Source organism: Streptomyces sp. A0592 (genome assembly GCF_004795115.1).
Classification (GTDB): domain Bacteria; phylum Actinomycetota; class Actinomycetes; order Streptomycetales; family Streptomycetaceae; genus Streptomyces; species Streptomyces erythrochromogenes.
In genome coordinates, this window is the sequence record NZ_SSBM01000003.1 from 1 (window position 1) to 16,936 (window position 16,936).

14 protein-coding genes and 1 pseudogene are annotated in these 16,936 nt (G+C 72.2%); 5 read left to right on the top strand and 10 right to left on the bottom strand.

Features of this window, described 5'->3' with window-relative positions; all coding sequences use genetic code 11:
• Nucleotides 1-148: 148 nt before the first annotated feature.
• Nucleotides 149-550, bottom strand: coding sequence for a hypothetical protein (locus tag E6U81_RS05430; RefSeq protein WP_136228953.1), 402 nt, complete (start codon nt 548-550; stop codon nt 149-151).
• A gap of 184 nt (nt 551-734) precedes the next feature.
• Complete coding sequence (locus E6U81_RS39660; protein ID WP_168714567.1) at nt 735-893, bottom strand: hypothetical protein; 159 nt, start codon at nt 891-893, stop codon at nt 735-737.
• Between the two features lie 136 nt (nt 894-1,029).
• Between E6U81_RS39660 and E6U81_RS05435 the strand changes: the two genes are divergently transcribed.
• The gene (locus tag E6U81_RS05435) at nt 1,030-2,532 is read left to right on the top strand and encodes a hypothetical protein (protein WP_136228954.1); all 1,503 of its coding nucleotides are present in this window, start codon (nt 1,030-1,032) and stop codon (nt 2,530-2,532) included.
• Between the two features lie 25 nt (nt 2,533-2,557).
• On the opposite strand, the gene E6U81_RS05440 is transcribed toward E6U81_RS05435, so the two are convergent.
• Together E6U81_RS05440 and E6U81_RS05445 are read right to left on the bottom strand one after the other, a co-directional pair.
• Complete coding sequence (locus tag E6U81_RS05440; protein WP_136228955.1) at nt 2,558-2,821, bottom strand: hypothetical protein; 264 nt, start codon at nt 2,819-2,821, stop codon at nt 2,558-2,560.
• Nucleotides 2,822-2,991: 170 nt separating this feature from the next.
• Entirely contained in the window at nt 2,992-3,543 is a 552-nt protein-coding gene (locus E6U81_RS05445) for a GNAT family N-acetyltransferase (RefSeq protein ID WP_136228956.1), read from the bottom strand.
• A gap of 184 nt (nt 3,544-3,727) precedes the next feature.
• Between E6U81_RS05445 and E6U81_RS05450 the strand changes: the two genes are divergently transcribed.
• Together E6U81_RS05450 and E6U81_RS05455 are read left to right on the top strand one after the other, a co-directional pair.
• Nucleotides 3,728-5,362 (top strand): penicillin-binding transpeptidase domain-containing protein, encoded by a 1,635-nt coding sequence (locus E6U81_RS05450; protein WP_136228957.1) that lies wholly within the window; start codon nt 3,728-3,730, stop codon nt 5,360-5,362.
• Between the two features lie 242 nt (nt 5,363-5,604).
• Nucleotides 5,605-6,080 (top strand): annotated as a pseudogene (locus tag E6U81_RS05455) (YbaK/EbsC family protein); the annotation flags it as partial.
• Between the two features lie 13 nt (nt 6,081-6,093).
• Here the strand turns inward: E6U81_RS05455 and E6U81_RS05460 are convergent.
• The 4 genes from E6U81_RS05460 to E6U81_RS05475 are packed head-to-tail and all read right to left on the bottom strand — an operon-like array spanning nt 6,094 to nt 9,901.
• On the bottom strand, nt 6,094-7,257 hold the full coding sequence (locus E6U81_RS05460) for a serine hydrolase domain-containing protein (protein WP_136228958.1): 1,164 nt from the start codon (nt 7,255-7,257) through the stop codon (nt 6,094-6,096).
• A 28-nt stretch (nt 7,258-7,285) separates the two neighbouring features.
• A complete protein-coding gene (locus tag E6U81_RS05465; RefSeq protein ID WP_206309848.1) occupies nt 7,286-8,089 on the bottom strand; it encodes an ABC transporter ATP-binding protein in 804 nt (267 codons plus the stop codon).
• The gene (cbiQ, locus tag E6U81_RS05470; protein ID WP_136228960.1) at nt 8,077-8,838 is read right to left on the bottom strand and encodes a cobalt ECF transporter T component CbiQ; all 762 of its coding nucleotides are present in this window, start codon (nt 8,836-8,838) and stop codon (nt 8,077-8,079) included. The genes E6U81_RS05465 and cbiQ overlap by 13 nt, the downstream gene beginning before the upstream one ends.
• A 1-nt stretch (nt 8,839) precedes the next feature.
• The gene (locus E6U81_RS05475) at nt 8,840-9,901 is read right to left on the bottom strand and encodes an energy-coupling factor ABC transporter permease (RefSeq protein WP_136228961.1); all 1,062 of its coding nucleotides are present in this window, start codon (nt 9,899-9,901) and stop codon (nt 8,840-8,842) included.
• 168 nt (nt 9,902-10,069) lie between these two features.
• Here E6U81_RS05475 and E6U81_RS05480 point away from each other — a divergent pair, with 168 nt between their 5' ends.
• Complete coding sequence (locus E6U81_RS05480) at nt 10,070-10,465, top strand: SsgA family sporulation/cell division regulator (protein ID WP_136228962.1); 396 nt, start codon at nt 10,070-10,072, stop codon at nt 10,463-10,465.
• A gap of 72 nt (nt 10,466-10,537) precedes the next feature.
• Here the strand turns inward: E6U81_RS05480 and E6U81_RS05485 are convergent, their stop codons facing one another.
• Both E6U81_RS05485 and E6U81_RS05490 read right to left on the bottom strand, forming a co-directional pair.
• Nucleotides 10,538-12,739 carry an MMPL family transporter gene (locus E6U81_RS05485; protein WP_136228963.1) on the bottom strand — a complete coding sequence of 734 codons (2,202 nt, stop codon included), beginning with the start codon at nt 12,737-12,739 and terminating at the stop codon, nt 10,538-10,540.
• A gap of 150 nt (nt 12,740-12,889) precedes the next feature.
• Complete coding sequence (locus E6U81_RS05490) at nt 12,890-13,480, bottom strand: TetR/AcrR family transcriptional regulator (protein ID WP_206309849.1); 591 nt, start codon at nt 13,478-13,480, stop codon at nt 12,890-12,892.
• A 151-nt stretch (nt 13,481-13,631) separates the two neighbouring features.
• Here E6U81_RS05490 and E6U81_RS05495 point away from each other — a divergent pair, with 151 nt between their 5' ends.
• A complete protein-coding gene (locus tag E6U81_RS05495; RefSeq protein ID WP_136228964.1) occupies nt 13,632-16,901 on the top strand; it encodes a S41 family peptidase in 3,270 nt (1,089 codons plus the stop codon).
• Nucleotides 16,902-16,936: the final 35 nt, after the last annotated feature.

Below are 16,936 nucleotides of genomic sequence, written 5' to 3' on the forward strand. Positions count from 1 at the left end.
TGGTGGCCGACCTCGCGCGCGACTTCCACGACACCGACGTCGAGGTGAGCTGGGATCCCCCTCAGGAGCCCTGGTCATGGACGGCACAGGTCACCCTCGCGCCCGGAGCCGAACCGCCTCCGCCGGAAGCAGAAGGTTGAACGCGGGCTCAGGGCTCGTTCTTCATCAGGTCATCCTTCATGGCGTCCCGTAAGGCCTGATGGGCTTGCTTGTAGGCAGTCCGTGTCCGCGTGTACTCGCCGCTTTCCGCTGCCGCCACTCGCGACGGCGCCGTGATGCCGATCTCGAAGCGAAGACTGATGCACGGCTCGATGGCGTCCCACACGGCTTTGCTGCGGTGAGCAGCAGGCCGTTCGGTTTCGCGCACTTGGGCACCGCATTCGTGCCTGGCCTTCGCCACTGCAGCGAGATACGCGCCGCAGAGAACACGCTTGGCCTCCGTGCGGTGGTCGACCCGCTGGCGCTTCCATCGCCAGTACTCAAGGACGACCGCCGACAGAGTGGCTATGCCCCCACCAACAACCGTGCTGATCAACGCAGTCCACTGCATGTTCCCCCCGCATCGCTGTGGTTCCGCCGAGCGATCCGATACAGACGGGCGGCCCCCGTCCCGCCGCGAACGGGGCCGCCCTCGTCCACGTGCCCGCCTCGACCGGACAGTGGAGTCTCCAGAATGACCTGGCCCACCGACATCTGGCGAGCGGCCGCACCCGGCCCCGGGGGCGGCGCGGGCGTCAGGGGCCGGGGGCCAGGAGGAGCGCGGCCAGGGCCGCCAGTACGAGGACGGTGTCCGGCTGTTGGGACTGGGCCCACATGAGGACGGTGCTCAGGGCAGCCAGCCACTCCAGATCCGACTTCGAGCGGGGACCTTCCGGAAACGCGGGTTCCGACACGAGACCACTCCCTAGCATTGACCGGGGAGCCGGGTGGCTCCCACCCACAACCCTCGCCCTGACCACGGGTGTTGCCGCTACTGGCACACGTTGCCAACCAGCGGCAACACCCGAAATCAGTTCAAGGAGCGCCGACTTGGCCGACCATTCATCCCCGCTCCAGCCCCTCGGCGAGGGCGTGCCGGAAGACGCCGCCCGGCTGGCGGCGGCCCTCCGGGAGCTCTTCTCGTCCCTCGGCCTCTCCGTGCGCCGATACGCCTCGCGCACCCACCGCAACGCCGGGGCGGTCTCGCGGTACCTCAACGGCACCAGGGTTCCCCCGTGGGACTTCGTCACCGAACTCTTCATCGAGGTGGCGAAGCAGAAGAAGGCCCCGCTGCGGCAGGAGGCCATGGAGCTGATCAAGGAGGCCCACCGCAACGCCCTGAAGGTGAGCAACAAGCGGCTCCACGAGGTCCAGACGCTCCAGGACCAGCTGGAGGAGGCGGACGCGCGGGTGCAGCAGGCGGCGATCCGGGAGCAGGTCCTCATGGAGGGACTGCAGCTGAGGGAACAGCGGATCGCCGAGCTGGAGACGCGGCACGTCGAGCTGTCGGCCCGCCGCGACAAGGAGATCCGCGAGCGCGAGGGCACGGTCGCGGAGCTCGCGCCCGCCCGGGAGACCGACTCCGACGAGCTGGCGCGGCTGAAGTCCGAGGTGGATCAGCTGCGCGTGGAGCTGCAACGGGCCAAGGAGTCGAGCGCCGCCGCCGAGGAGCGCTGCCGAGCCCTGGAGGAACGCCTGGCGGCAGCGGAGGAGCAGGCCCAGGCGGGCCGCGATGCGATGGAGTCCGACAGGCTGGAGGAGGCGCAGCGCTCGGCGGAGGAGGCGAAGGCACTCGCCGACGAGCTGAGGCGGCAGCTCGATGACCTCACGGCCAAGGCCGCGCCGCCTCCTCCGGCACCCTCCGTCGACTTCCGGCGGGTCCGGTGGGAGAGGACGGAAGAGGAACAGCGGGAGCTGGCGGGTCGCCCCATCGACGTGACCATCCTCGAATTGATCAAGCATGCGGTGAAGGACGAGTTCGGTGACACATTCGCGCTGGCCGCTCCGATTGCGAGGTGGTCGCCCCCGGAGACTCTCCGGGAGATCTGCCGGAGGCTCTGGGGCAGGGGGTACGACTTCATGGCCACGGAGCTGGCAGGTCACGCGGCAACGGAGATGGGCCTGCAGTCGCTACTCGATTTCCTCCTGCTCGCGGCCGACGGAGACGACGCCCGACAGGTGCGCTACCTGACGGATCGGGTGCTCTACCACTTCGCCTATTTCCGCGAGGCCTCGGAAGTCGTCACCTTCATGGACATGCTGGACGAAGCGGGCTGGGCGCCGTGGGTGATCCAGATCAAGAAGAACTGCGCTTCGGACCGGAAGCCGGTCAGACTCGCGGAACTTCTGCGCGTGTTGGACGCGGACGCCGCATACGCGCTGATCGATACGATCGCAGCAAGCCGTGCGGCCAAGGAGATGCCGCTGCTCCTCGTACACATGGAAGCGCTCCGGCTCGACGCGTATCTGGAGCGGCTCCTGTCCCGGCTGGCGGATCAGCGCCCCGGCGAATACGCCGGCTTCCTGGAGGCCATGGAGCTGGCCAAGGAGTAGGAGCCGGAGCCGTGGGGCCCAGCGGTCAGCGGGAGGCTTCGCAGGCCGAGTTCGCCGCGTCCTTGCTCGCGCCGACCGCGACGAGGCTGGAGACGCAGCTGGTCTGGTTGCCGATCTGGCCCTCGTAGCACGCCTCCGCGGCGCCGTCCGTGGCCTTCGGGGCGTGCTGGGCGACGTACTGCTCGCAGGCCTTCACGTCCGCCTGGGCGGACGGGGCCAGGGTGACGGCGCCGCCGACGGCGAGGGCCAGGCCGGCGAGGATGCTGGGGATACGAGCCGACGGACGCATGCGGATGCACCTGCTCTCTCGGTCGGTCACGCGATCCGCGGGTGCGCCGGACCACGGGCGGGGGCGGCGGCGCGGAGCGGGGACTCCGGGGCGGGCGACCGGCTCGACGCATCGGTCGCCCTCGCCCTTCCGACGCTAGAACACCACCCCGGTGCGTGCACTTCGGCCGCTCAGGAGGGTTCGTCGTCCCAGCCGGGGGTCGTGGTCGTGCCGGCGAGCCAGTCCCGGCGCAGGATCGCGTAGCCGACGGCGTCGTGGACCGCGCTGCCGTCGGCGGCGGGCCATCCCTCGCGATAGTGGGCCTCCTTCACATAGCCGCACCGCCGGAAGGTGCGCCGCATCGCCGCGTTGTCCTGGCGCGTGGTGCCCTCGATCCGCCGGATCCCCGGGAACTCGGCGAACAGGTACGCCGTCAGCCAGTCCAGGGCGTGGCCGCCGACGCCCCGCCCCCGGTAACGGGTGCGAATCCGCAGGTCGAAGACGGGCGTGCTGTCGCCGAGGTCCATGAGGCGAATGAGCCCGAGGGTGTCTTCGCCGTCGGTGATCCAGAAGGTCCTGGTGTCGTCGCCGTCGAAGCGGCCGTCCGCGATCCAGCGCCGGGCCTGGTCGGCCTCGACCACGGCCGCGCCGTGGAACGGCCAGGTGTCCGCGGTGAGGAAGGCGACGAGGGCGTCGGCCTCGGAGGCCGCGCAAGGGTCGAACCGCCGGTATGTGAGCTCCACGGCCGCACGCTAGGGCCGATACCCGCCGGCCCCAAGCGGTTTTCGGACGGGAACTCCGGCGGGCTGCCCTCCGGATGTTCCGGTCCGGTAACAACTGCACACCGTCCGACTCCGCAGAGTAAGGTCGGAGCCAAGGGCTCTTTGAACGCGTTCAGCGAGTCGTGACCACGGGGGAGGACGAAAAGTGAACGGGGCAGCGAAGGGCGCCGTCATCGGCGGTGTGTTCCTGGCGATGCTCGGCGGAGCCGGGTACGGGGTGTACACCCTGGTCGGGGACAGCGGCGAGGGGGCCGACTCGGACACCACCGTCCAGTCCGGCAAGGGCAGCGGGCCGGTCGGCGAGAAGGAGGCCGCCAAGACCGCCAAGGCCTTCCTGGCGGCCTGGGCGGCAGGGGACGAGCGGGGAGCGGCCGACCTGACCAACAACGCCGCCGCCGCGCAGACCGCGGTCGGGGAGTTCAGGACCAGGGCGTACGTGTCCAAGGCCGTGATCACCCCCGGCGAGGCGAACGGCGCCACCGTGCCCTTCAAGGTCGAGGCGGAGATCACCTATGAGGGCACCACCAAGCCCCTCGCCTACGACTCCCAGCTGACCGTCGTACGCGGGCTGACCAGCGGGAAGCCGCTGGTTGACTGGCAGCCCTCGGTGCTCCACCCGCAGCTCCAGAAGGACGAGAAGTTGCGCGCGGGCGCCCCCGCGACCCCGCCCGTGAAGGCCGTGGACCGCAACGGCGAGGAACTGACCGCGGAGAAGTTCCCCTCGCTGCGCCAGGTCCTCGACGAGCTGCGCCAGAACTACGGCAGCAAGGCGGGCGGCAAGCCCGGGGCCGAGGTGTGGATCGAGCCGGCCGCGAAGGAGGCGCCCAAGCGGACGCTGCTGACCCTCGTCGAGGGCGAGCCGAGCACCCTCAAGACCTACCTCGACGCGAAGGTGCAGGCGGCGGCCGAGCAGGCGGTCGTCAAGTTCCCCGAGGCCTCGGTGGTCGCCGTCAAGCCGAGCAACGGGCACGTCCTGGCCGTCGCGAACCACCGCAAGGACGGCTTCAACGCGGCGATGCAGGGCAACCGGGCGCCCGGCTCCACGATGAAGATCGTGACGGGGGCGATGCTGCTGGACCGCGGCCTGGTCGCCGCCGACAAGCCGGCAGAGTGCCCGAAGGAAGTGTCCTGGGGCGGCCGCGCCTTCCACAACCTGAAGAACTTCGACCTGCCGGCCGGCACGAACTTCTCGACCTCCTTCGCCCGGTCCTGCAACACCGCCTTCATCAAGCAGATCAAGCCCGTCGACGACGACTCCGCGCTGCCCAAGGAGGCCACGGAGGTCTTCGGCATCGGCCTGGACTGGAAGACGGGCATCAAGTCCACCGACGGCAAGGTCCCGCCGGCGACGGGCGCGTCGGCGGCCGCCGCGTACATCGGGCAGGGCCAGATCACGATGAACCCGCTGAACGTCGCGTCCATCACCGCGACCGCCCGCACCGGCGTGTTCCGCCAGCCGCTGCTCGTCTCGCCCGAACTGGACGGCAGGACGGTCGCCACGGCCCAGCGCCGGATGAAGCCCTCCGTGCAGCAGCAGCTCGTCTCCATGATGAAGCTGACGGCGACCAGCGGCACCGCCCGCGAGGCGATGGCCCCGGTCCGCGGCTCGGACAAGGGCGCGAAGACCGGCTCGGCGGAGGTCGGCGGCGCCGGGGACAGCCCGGACAGCTGGTTCACCGGCTTCAGCGGCGACGTGGCCGCGGCCGCGATGGTCGAGGGCGGCGGCCACGGCGGCGAGGCGGCCGGCCCGATCGTCGCCCAGGTCCTGAACGCGGGCTGACGCCGAGCCCGATCGCAACCCGGCGCGGCCCCCGTACGGCCCCGTCCCGCTCCCGGCCCCGCCCGGGCGCGCCGGGACCGAGCCGGGCCGACGGTCCGGCCCGAGCAGGGCCGACGGTCCGGCCCGAGCAGGGCCGACGGTCCGGCCCGAGCAGGGCCGACGGTCCGGCCCGAGCAGGGCCCCGGGCCCGCCGGGGAGCGGGCGTCTCGCGTGGGGTGGCCGGGCCGCGCCAGCGTCCCCGCATGACGACCACCGCGCACCCCCGATTCGCCGAGGCCCTGGCCGCGCTCGGCATCGACGCCGAGGTACGGGCCTTCCCGGAGGCCACCCGGACCGCGGCCGAGGCGGCCGCCGCGATCGGCTGCGGCTCGGCCAGATCGTCAAGTCGCTGATCTTCGCGGCGGACGGCGTCCCCGTCCTGGTCCTCATGGACGGGGCCTCCCGCGTGGACCTCGCGGCGGTCGGCCGCGAGCTGGGCGCGGCCCGGGTGACGCGGGCGGACGCGGCCGTGGTCCGGGAGACCACGGGCTACGCCATCGGCGGGGTCCCGCCGTTCGGGCGCCGTACGCGCACCAGGGTGCTGGCCGACCGGTCACTGCTGGCCCACGACACGGTCTGGGCGGCGGCCGGGACCCCGCACACGGTGTTCCCGATGGCTCCCGGCGAGCTCGTCCGGCACGCCGGGGCCACCGTGGCCGACGTACGCGAACGGCGCGCGGACCTCGCAGCCGTCAGAGGGCTGACTTCAGGGCCCGTACCAGGGCCTGGGCCCGGGGGTCGGCGGTGACCGACTTGGCCAGGGCGTTGGTGACGTAGCCGAAGCCGATGCCGGCGTCCGGGTCCGCGAAGGCCAGCGAGCCGCCTCGGCCCGGGTGGCCGAAGGAGGCGGGCGAGAGCAGCGGTGAGGCCGGGCCGTGCAGCATGTAGCCGGCGCCGAAGCGGGTGTTCACGACGAGCACCCGGTCCGGGCCCGCGGAGTGCTCGCGGGCGGCGATCCCGGTGGTGGCCGGGGTGAAGATCCGTGCGCCGTCCTCGACCACGCCGATGGTGGCCCCGTAGAAGCGGGCCAGGGCGCGGGCCGTGCCGATGCCGTTCGAGGCGGGAAGCTCGGCGGCCCGGTACGCGGGGGCGTTCTCGTCGGGCAGCGGATCGATGGCGGCGAAGGCGCGGCGGGTGAGGGAGGCGGGGTCGGCGTAGGCCTCGGAAACGTTTCTGCGCGGGCGGGTCCTCAGCATGCCGGCGCTCTCCGGCGGCTCGACGGGGGCCACCCGGCCCACCCGGCCGGCGTCGGCCTCGGCGTCCGGCAGGCCGATCCAGAAGTCCAGGCCGAGCGGCTCGGCGATGTCCTCCGCCAGGACGGAGCCCAGCGTGCGGCCGGTCACCCGGAGCACCAGCTCGGACAGCAGCCAGCTGTAGGTCTGGGCGTGGTAGCCGTGCCCGGTGCCGGGCTCCCAGAAGGGGTGCTGCGCGGCGACGGCGCGCGGCCCGGACACCCCGTCCGCGGCTTCGGCGGCGGTCAGTCCCCGGTCCAGGGCCGGTATGCCGGCACGGTGCGCGAGCAGGTCCCGTACGAGGATCCTCTCCTTGCCGCCGGCCTTGAACTCCGGCCAGTAGGCGCCGACCGGGGCGTCCAGGTCGAGCAGCCCGCGCTGGTGCAGGAGCAGCGGGACGGCTGCGGCCACGCCCTTGGTGGCGGAGCGGACGATCTGCGCGGTGTCCTCGGTCCACGGGTCGGTGCCGTCGGCGTCCCTGGTACCGCCCCACAGGTCGACGACCTTGCGGCCGTCGCGGTAGACGGCGACGGCGGCGCCCCGGTCCCCGAGCACCTCGAAGTTGCGTACGAACGCGTCCCTGACGGGCTCGAAGCCCTCCGCCACCACACCCTGGATGTCCACGTGCGGTGCAACAACCTCGGACCGGTCCTTATGCCACCGATACCGAACGCGGGTCGAAGCCGAAGGGGAGCTCCAGCCGGTGGGCGCGCATCAGCTTCTCGTCGCACAGCAGGTCCTGGGTGCGGCCGTCCGCCGCGATGACCCCCTCGCTGAGGATCACCGAGCGCGGGCACAGCTCCAGCGCGTACGGCAGGTCGTGCGTCACCATCAGCACGGTCACATCGAGCGAGCGCAGGATGTCGGCGAGCTCGCGGCGGGAGGCCGGGTCGAGGTTGGACGAGGGCTCGTCCAGGACCAGGATCTCCGGCCGCATGGCCAGTACGGTCGCCACGGCCACCCGGCGGCGCTGCCCGAAGGAGAGGTGGTGCGGCGGCCGGTCGGCGAAGTCGGCCATGCCGACCTGCTCCAGGGCGGCCCGGACCCGCTCCTCCAGCTCCGCGCCCCGCATGCCGGCGGCCGCCGGCCCGAAGGCCACGTCCTCCCGCACGGTCGGCATGAACAGCTGGTCGTCGGGGTCCTGGAAGACGATCCCGACCCGGCGCCGGATCTCGGCCAGGTTCCGCTTCTCCACCGGGAGCCCCGCGACGGCCACCGAGCCGACGCCGCCGGTGAGGATGCCGTTGAGGTGCAGCACGAGGGTGGTCTTGCCGGCGCCGTTGGGGCCGAGCAGGGCGACGCGCTCGCCGCGCCCGACGGTCAGGTCGACGCCGAACAGGGCCTGGTGGCCGTCCGGATAGGCGTACGCGAGCCCGGCGACCTCGAGCGACGGGGCGGGCGGAGGCGTGGGAGAGGGTGCGGGCGAGGGCGAGGGGGTGCTGGTCACAGGGTCCATCCCATCAGACAGACGGCGAGGGCCGTCACCGGGAGGACGGCCGCGTAGGCCCACTGGCCGCGTGTGGCCACGGCCTCGTCGATGACCGGCATGGAACCGGCGTAGCCGCGGCTGACCATCGCCAGGTAGACCCGTTCGCCGCGCTCGTAGGAGCGGATGAACAGCGCGCCGGCCGTCTTGGCGAGCACCCCCCAGTGCCGGATTCCGCTCGCCTCGAAGCCGCGTGAGCGGCGGGCGATGGACATCCGGCGCAGCTCGTCGCCGATCACGTCGCCGTAGCGGATCATGAAGGAGGCGATCTGCACGAGCAGCGGCGGCAGCTTGAGCCGCTGCAGGCCCAGCAGGAGGGCCCGCAGCTCGGTCGTCGAGGCGAGCAGGACGGACGCGGCCACGCCGAGGGTCCCCTTGGCCAGGACGTTCCAGGCGCCCCACAGACCGGAGACGCTGAGCGACATGCCGAGGACCTCGACCCGCTCGCCCTCGGCCACGAAGGGCATGAGCACGGCGAAGGCGACGAAGGGGATCTCGATCAGCAGCCTGCGCAGCAGGAAGCCGGCCGGGATCCGGGCCACGGCCGCGACCCCGGCGAGGAGCAGTGCGTACAGGCCGAAGGCCCACACCGCCTCCCGCGGCGTGGACACGACGACCACGACGAAGCCGAAGGTCGCGGCGAGCTTGCAGTGCGGGGGCAGGGCGTGGACCGGCGAGCTGCCCGGGCGGTAGAGCCTGTGGGCGTGGCCGGCACCCATGTCAGGCGACCGGGGCGGAGGTGGAGGCGGCGGTGGGCTCGTCCGAGGAACGGCGGCGCACGGCCCAGAAGACCCCGGTGCCGGCGACGACGGTGACGCCGACGCCGATGACTCCGGCGAGGCCGCCGGACAGGCGGGCGTCGTCGACGTCCTTGACGCCGTAGTCGGCGAGCGGCGAGTCGGCTGCGGCGTGCTCCTCGACCTTCTCGTCGATGCCCTTGTCGGCGGCGACCTTCTCCAGGCCGTCGGGGTTGGCGGAGGCGTAGAAGGAGACGAACCCGGCGAGGACGAGGGCGGTGACCAGGCCGGTCGCCCACACCTTCTTCGTCGAGCCGCCGGCGGCGGCGGGAGCCGGGGCGGGGGCGGCGGCGGGCGCGTCGACGAGCGCGCCGTCGACGCGCAGCTTCAGCGGCGCGGACAGGCCGCGGGCCCCGTGCACCAGGTCGGGACGTACGGCGATCACGGCGCCGACGGTCGCGGCGGTGATGAGCGCCTCGCCGATGCCGATGAGGACGTGCACGCCGACCATGGCGGTGAGGACCTTGCCGAGGGGCACGTCGGTGGTGCCGCCGACGGCGTAGACGGCGGTGAAGGCGGCGGCCGCGGCGGGCACCGAGAGCAGGGCGGCGACGAAGCCGGCCGCGGTCACGGAGCGGCGGGTGGGCGGCAGGATGCGCAGCAGCCCGCGGAAGAGCAGGTGCGCGGTGACGACGGTGACGACGCCCATGACGGTGATGTTCACGCCGAGGGCGGTCAGGCCGCCGTCGGCGAAGAGGATGCCCTGCATGAGCAGGACGACGGACACGCACAGCACGCCGGTGTAGGGGCCGACGAGTATCGCCGCGAGCGCGCCGCCCAGCAGGTGGCCGCTGGTGCCGGCGGCGACCGGGAAGTTCAGCATCTGCACGGCGAAGATGAAGGCGGCGACGAGGCCGGCGAGCGGGGCGGTCCGTTCGTCGAGTTCGCGGCGGGCGCCGCGGAGGCTGACGGCCACCGCCGCGGCTGCCGCCACTCCGGCGGCCACCGAGACGGGTGCGTTGATGAATCCGTCGGGCACATGCATGGAGTGGGCTCCGCTTCTTATACGGTCTTTAACCGTTCAAGAATAGTGCCCAGTTGCAAACCGTTGGCAAGAGCGAGTGCATCACAAATAGTCGCGCGCGTTTTCGTGGGAATGTGCGAGGCTGGAGGACAAACGGACGGATATGTTCCGATTCGAGGAGTCTGGTCGATGTCAGCCCCCGCCGAGAATCTCCCAGCGACCGCGACCGCGGCCCCCGTCGAAGAGCGGGTCCGCGCCCGTGTGATCACGGACGACCCCCTCTACCGGGCGATCCCCGTTGCCCTGCGCTTCGCCCCGGCCGAGCCGCTGGCCGTGCGGATCGTCTTCCCCGCCGATCTGTCCCCCGAGGGGACCGACAACGAGTGGGTCTTCCCCCGGGCCCTGCTGGAGGCGGGCCTCCAGGCGCCTACGGGGACCGGGGACGTGCGCGTCTGGCCCTGCGGCCGCGTCCAGGCGGTCGTCGAGTTCCACTCCCCCGAGGGCGTCGCAGTGGTCCAGTTCGACATCGCCGCGCTGCGCCGCTTCCTGCGCCGCACCTACGCCGCCTCCGCCTCCACCCGATAGGCGCAACGGGCCCGGCCCCGTACCCCCGGTCGACCGGGGGTACGGGGCCGGGCCGCCGTTCTGACGCGGTGGTCAGGCGTTGACCAGCTCGCGGTCCTTGTCCGGGCCCTCGCCCTCCGCGGACTCGGTGGCGAGGTGCTTGCGCAGGCTCTCGCCCTCCACGTCCACGTTCGGCAGCAGCCGGTCCAGCCACTTCGGCAGCCACCAGGCCTTGTGCCCGAGCAGGGCGAGCACCGCCGGGACGATGGCCATGCGGACCACGAAGGCGTCGAAGAAGACCGCGACGGCCAGACCGAAGCCGATCATCTTGACCATCTGGTCGCTGGCTCCCATGAAGCCCGCGAACACCGCGATCATGATGACGGCGGCGGCCACGACGACCCGCGCGCTGTACTGGAAGCCGGTGACCACGGCCTGGCCCGGGCGCTCGCCGTGGACGTACGCCTCCCGCATGCGGGTGACGAGGAAGACCTCGTAGTCCATGGCCAGGCCGAAGACCACGCCGACCATGAAGATCGGCATCATCGACATGATCGGACCGGTCTGCTCCACCCCGAAGACCGAGCCGAGCCAGCCCCACTGGAAGACCGCGACGACCGCGCCGAGGGCCGCGACGACCGACAGCAGGAAGCCGAGGGCCGCCTTGAGCGGGACCAGGATCGAGCGGAAGACGAGCATCAGCAGCAGGAAGGCGAGGCCGACGACGAGTGCCAGGTAGGGCAGCAGCGCGTCGTTCATCTTCTGCGAGAAGTCGATGTTCATCGCGGTGGCGCCGGTGACGAGGACGTCGTCGCCGCTGCCGTCGCGGATCTCGTGGACCAGTTCCTCGGTGTGGGTGGAGGAGGGGCGGTCCTTCGGGACAACGGTGATCACCGAGGCGTCGCCTGCCTCGTTGGGGTTCGGCGGCATGACCGCGGCGACGCCCTCCAGGCCCTTGATCCGGTCGACGGTGGAGTCCGCGAGGGCCTTGTCGCCGTCGACGACCACCATCAGCGGGCCGTTGAAGCCGGGGCCGAAGCCCTCGGACAGCAGGTCGTACGCCTGGCGCTGGGTGGTGGAGACCGGCTGGGCGCCGTCGTCCGGCAGGCCCATCTCCAGCTTGCTCGCCGGGATGGCGATGATGCCGAGGCCGATCACACCGGCCAGCAGCACCATGACGGGGCGGCGCAGGACGAAGCGGGCCCAGCGGGTGCCGCCGTTGGCCTTCTTCTCGGCTCCGGCGGGCTTGCCCTTGCCGAACAGCCTGCTCTTCTCGCCCGCCGGCAGGACCTTCTTGCCGGCGAAGCCGAGGATGGCCGGGACCAGGGTGAGCGCGACGAGCACGGCGATGACCACGGTGCCCGCGGCCGCGACGCCCATCTTGGTCAGCATCGGGATGTTGACGACGGCCAGGCCCACGAGGGCGATGACCACGGTCAGGCCGGCGAACACGACGGCGGAGCCGGCAGTTCCGGTGGCCCGGCCCGCGGCCTCGTCGCGGTCGCGGCCGTCGGCGAGCTCCGCGCGGTAGCGGGAGACGATGAAGAGGGCGTAGTCGATGCCGACCGCGAGGCCGATCATCGTGGCCAGGGTGGCGGTGGTGTTGCCGAGGTCCAGCACGTTGGCGAGCGCGGTGATGGAGGAGACGCCGATGCCCACGCCGATGATCGCCGTCAGCAGCGGCAGACCGGCCGCGACGAGCGAGCCGAAGGTGATCACGAGGACGATCGCGGCGACGAGGATGCCGATGATCTCGCCGGAGCCGGTCTCGGGGGCCACCATCAGCGCGTCACCGCCGATCTGGACGTTCAGGCCCGCGGCCTTGGCACCGTCGCCGGACTCCTTGAGCGCGTCGCGGGTGGCGTCCTTCAGCTCCATACCGCTGACGGTGTACTTGGCGCTGACGTAGGTGGTGGAGCCGTCCTGGCTGACCGCCTGCACCTCGTACGGGTTGACCACGGAGGCGATCTGCTCCGCGCCCGGACCGGTCTTCAGCCCGTTGACGATCTTCTCGACCTCGGCCTTGGGGCCGGGGTCGGTGACCTTCGCGCCCGCGGGGGCCTTGACGACGATGCGCGCGGTGGCGCCGTCGGCGGCCATGCCCGGGAACTTCTTGTCCAGCAGGTCGAAGGCCTTCTGGGCCTCCGTGCCGGGTATCGAGAACGATCCGGAGGTCGGGGCGGCCGCTGTCGCGGCGCCGAAGCCGGCGGCGAACAGCAGCGCCACCCAGAGGAGGGCGACGAGCCCGCGGCGCCTGAAGGCGCCCCGGCCGAGTCGGTAGAGGAAGGTGGCCACGTCGGTGGTTCTCCCGTTCAGGTCGTGGGATGGATCCGGAGGGATCAGGGCGTGGGGAGCCGGCCCGACGACGAGAGCGGCGTGTCAGGAGCAGCAGGGCGGCATCGTTGCCGTGGACGGGGGACGGGACTGGGACTGAACCGGAGAGGTTCAGACGCCGAGGGCGGGGAAGACCACGGCGTCGATGAAGTCACCGAGGAACGCCCGGTCCACCGGCCGGTCCTCGATCAGCGGGAGCGCGATGAACGCCCCGATGAGCATGTGCGGTACGAACTCCAGGGCCGGGCACCCCGGGACGATCTCGCCCCGGTCCACCGCGCGCTGCAGCATCACCTGCAACCCGGTGATCTCCGGGTCGACCAACAGGTCCCGCAGTGCCTTGTGGAGCTCCGGGCTCTCGTGGACGGCATGGGCCAGACCCCGCATCAGCGCGGTGTCCTTGGCCATCTGCGCATCGTCCGAGTGCTCCACCATGAGCGCGAAGTCCCCGCGCAGGCTGCCCGTGTCGATCTCGCGCAGCGAGACGGGCTGCGTACACCGCAGGGCCTTGGCGACCAGCTCCGGCTTGCTCCCCCACTGGCGGTAGAGGGTGGCCTTGCTGGACTTCGTACGGGCGGCGACCGCGTCCATGGTCAACGCCTCGTAGCCGACGTCACGCAGGAGATCGAGGACCGCCTCGTGCAGTTCGGCCTGCCGTTCGGGGGTGATCCGGGTGCGCCGGGCCGCCATCGCCTCGGTCATCTCCGCGCCTCCATCCGAACGAAACTGTTCCGTACGCTTCCTACGATACCCCTCCCTCAAGCGAAACGAAACCGTTCCGTTTCGCTCGCGGGGGTGGCATGGATCACCAGTACGAGTTGCCGCGCCCCCCTCACGCGGAAAGCATTGGGGGGTGAGTCACGACGTCGCGTACCTCCGGTTCCCGCACCTGCACGACGACCTCCTGTGCTTCGCCACCGAGGACGACCTCTGGGTCGCCCCGCTGGTCCCCGACGGCCGGCCCCCCGGACGTGCCTGGCGGGTCACCGTCGACCGGACCCGGGTCGGCCACCCCCGCTTCTCACCCGACGGGCGGCACATCGCCTTCACCACCTGGCGAAGCCTCGACCCCGAGATCCACCTGGCGCCCGTCGACGGCGGCCCGGCCCGGCAGCTGAGCCACTGGGGCGCCACCGACACCCGCGTCTGCGGCTGGGACCCCGACGGCAACATCCTCGCCGTCTCCTCGCACGAACAGCCGTTCTCCTACTTCTCCTGGGCCTACAAACTGCCCACCGACGGCAGCCCCGGCGGGCGCCTGCCCTGGGGCCCCGTCTCCGACATCCAGGTCGCCGACATCGACGGCGAGCACCGCAGCCTGCTGCTCACCGGCAAGCCGCCGCACGAGCCCGCCGCGTGGAAGCGCTACCGGGGCGGCGCCATGGGCCGGCTCTGGCTGCACGGGCGCCAGCTCCTGGAGGACCTCGAAGGGCACCTGGACGCCCCGATGTTCGTGGGCGGCCGGATCGCCTTCCTCTCCGACCACGAGGGCATCGGCAACCTCTACTCCTGCCTCCCCGACGGCACCGACCTGCGCCGGCACACCGACCACGACGAGTTCTACGCCCGGCACGCCTCCAGCGACGGCTCCCGGGTCGTCTACCAGTGCGCCGGGGACATCTGGCTCGTCGACTCCCTGGCCCCCGACGCCACCCCGCGCAAGCTCCAGGTCCGCCTCGGCGGCCCGCGCGCCGGCCGGCGCACCTACCAGGTGCCGGCCGCAAGCCACGTCGACTCCCTCTCCGTGGACGCCACCGGGCGGGCCAGCGCGGTCGTGGTACGCGGCAGCCTGTACTGGCTGACCCACCGCGACGGGCCGGCCCGGACCATCGCCGACACCCCCGGCGTGCGGGTACGGCTGCCGGAGATGCTCGGCAGCGGCGGACAGGTCGCCTACGTCACCGACGCCGAGGGCGAGGACGCGATCGAGATCGCCTACCTGCCCCGGGCCTCCGGGGAGCGGCAGCCGCGCCGGCTGGCCTCGGGCGAGCTGGGCCGCGTGACCGAACTGCTCTCGGACCCGGACGGCGAGCGCCTCGCCATCGCCTCCAACGACGGGCGGCTACTGCTCGTCGACGCGTCGGAGGAGTCGAACGGCGAGGTCACCGAGCTGATCCGGTCCATCAACGGCCCCGTCACCGACCTGGCCTTCTCCCCCGACGGAAGCTGGCTGACCTGGTCGCATCCCGGCATCGGGCGCTCGCTGCGGCAGATCAAGATGGCCCGCATCTCGGGGCCCGGCGCACGTACCGTCGTCGACGTCACCAACGGCCGCTTCGCCGACGAGAACCCGGTCTTCACCCGGGACGGGCGCTACCTGGCCTTCCTGTCCTGGCGCGGTTTCGACCCGGTCTACGACGTGCACACCGGCGACCTGTCCTTCCCGCTGGGCTGCCGCCCGTACCTGGTGCCCCTGTCCTCCGCGACCCCCTCGCCCTTCGCGCTCTCGGCCGAGGGGCGGCCCGCGGCGGGCGGCCTGGACCCGGTCGAGGGCGAGTCGGAGAACGCGGGCGACAGCGGCGCCGTGACCGTGGAGGTGGAGGGGCTGGAGAGCCGCGTCACCCCGTTCCCGGTGAGCGCGTCCAAGTACTCGGCCCTGTACCCGGTGCACGGCGGCGGACTGGTCTGGCTGCGCTGGCCGATCTCGGGCGCGCTCGGCGAGACCTTCGCCAACCCCAACGACATCAGCGGCAGGCCCACGCTGGAGCACTTCGACCTGACCAAGGCCCGCAAGAGCGAACTGGCCTCGGGACTGGACTGGTTCGCGGTCAGCGGCGACGGCACCCGGCTCGTGGTCAACGACGACGGCGATCTGCGCGCCGTCCCTGCCACCGAGTCGGGCGACAGCGACTCGACGGTCTACCTGGACCTGCGGCGCATCCTGCACGAGGTGGACCCGGCGGCCGAGTGGCGCCAGGCCTTCGAGGAGGCCGGGCGGATCATCCGCGCCTACTTCTGGGAGCCGAACATGTGCGGCATCGACTGGGACGGCGTACTGCGCCAGTACCGCCCCCTGGTCGAACGGATCGCCTCCCCCGACGAGTTCGCCGACCTGCTGCGCGAGGTCCTCGGCGAACTCGGCACCTCGCACGCCTACGTCTCCCCCGCCCGCCGCAACGAAGGCCCCCCGCACTACCAGCGGGCCATCGGCCTGCTCGGCGCCAACCTGGTCCCCCGGGACGGGACATGGGTGGTGGCCAAGATCCTGCCCGGAGAGTCCTCCGACTCCAAGGCCCGCTCCCCGCTCGCCGGCACCGGCATCCGGGAGGGCGCGGTGCTCACCCACGTCGACGGCCGGCCCGTGGACCCGGTCACCGGCCCCTACCCGCTGCTCGCCGGCGCCGGCGGCACCACGGTCGAGCTGACCTTCCAGCCGGCGGAGGGCTCGGGCCGCTCCCGCCGGGTCGCCGTCGTCCCGCTGATCGACGAGCGGCCGCTGCGCTACCAGGACTGGGTGTCCAAGCGCCGCCAGGTGGTCCGGGAGCTCAGCGGCGGGCGGTGCGGCTACCTCCACATCCCCGACATGGGCGGCTCGGGCTGGGCGCAGTTCAACCGCGACCTGCGCATGGAGATGTCCCGGCCCGCGCTGATCGTGGACGTACGCGGCAACGCCGGCGGCCACATCAGCGAGCTGGTGGTGGAGAAGCTCACCCGCTCCATCCTCGGCTGGGACCTGACACGTGACGCCCAGCCCGTCAGCTACGCCTCCAACGCACCCCGCGGCCCGATCGTGGCGCTGGCCGACGAGGCGACCTCATCGGACGGCGACATGATCACGGCGGCCTTCAAACTGCTGGGCCTGGGACCGGTGGTGGGCCAGCGCACCTGGGGCGGGGTGGTCGGCATGACCGGCCGGCACACCCTCGGCGACGGAACGGTGATCACGGTGCCGATGAACGCCGCCTGGTTCCCCGAGTACGGGTGGTCGGTGGAGAACCACGGCGTGGAGCCGGACTTCGAGATCCTGCGCACCCCGCTCGACTGGGCGGAGGGGCGGCACGCCCAGATGGACGACGCCGTCCACCTGGCACTGGAGCTCCTCGAACAGGACCCGGCCGCGATGCCGCCCGGCTACACGGACGTGCCCGACCGGCGCCGTCCGAAGCTGCCGCCCCGGCCGTGAGGGGCATGCGGAAAGGGGCGCGGCCGCCGGTGGCG

What these genes read in the sequence shown, in the direction of transcription:
- E6U81_RS05430 (WP_136228953.1), bottom strand. Translation starts at nt 550, where the DNA reads ATGCAGTGGACTGCGTTGATCAGCACGGTTGTTGGTGGGGGCATAGCC.
- E6U81_RS05440 (WP_136228955.1), bottom strand. Translation starts at nt 2,821, where the DNA reads ATGCGTCCGTCGGCTCGTATCCCCAGCATCCTCGCCGGCCTGGCCCTC.
- E6U81_RS05465 (WP_206309848.1), bottom strand. Translation starts at nt 8,089, where the DNA reads ATGGACCCTGTGACCAGCACCCCCTCGCCCTCGCCCGCACCCTCTCCC.
- cbiQ (WP_136228960.1), bottom strand. Translation starts at nt 8,838, where the DNA reads ATGGGTGCCGGCCACGCCCACAGGCTCTACCGCCCGGGCAGCTCGCCG.
- E6U81_RS05475 (WP_136228961.1), bottom strand. Translation starts at nt 9,901, where the DNA reads ATGCATGTGCCCGACGGATTCATCAACGCACCCGTCTCGGTGGCCGCC.
- E6U81_RS05480 (WP_136228962.1), top strand. Translation starts at nt 10,070, where the DNA reads ATGTCAGCCCCCGCCGAGAATCTCCCAGCGACCGCGACCGCGGCCCCC.
- E6U81_RS05490 (WP_206309849.1), bottom strand. Translation starts at nt 13,480, where the DNA reads ATGACCGAGGCGATGGCGGCCCGGCGCACCCGGATCACCCCCGAACGG.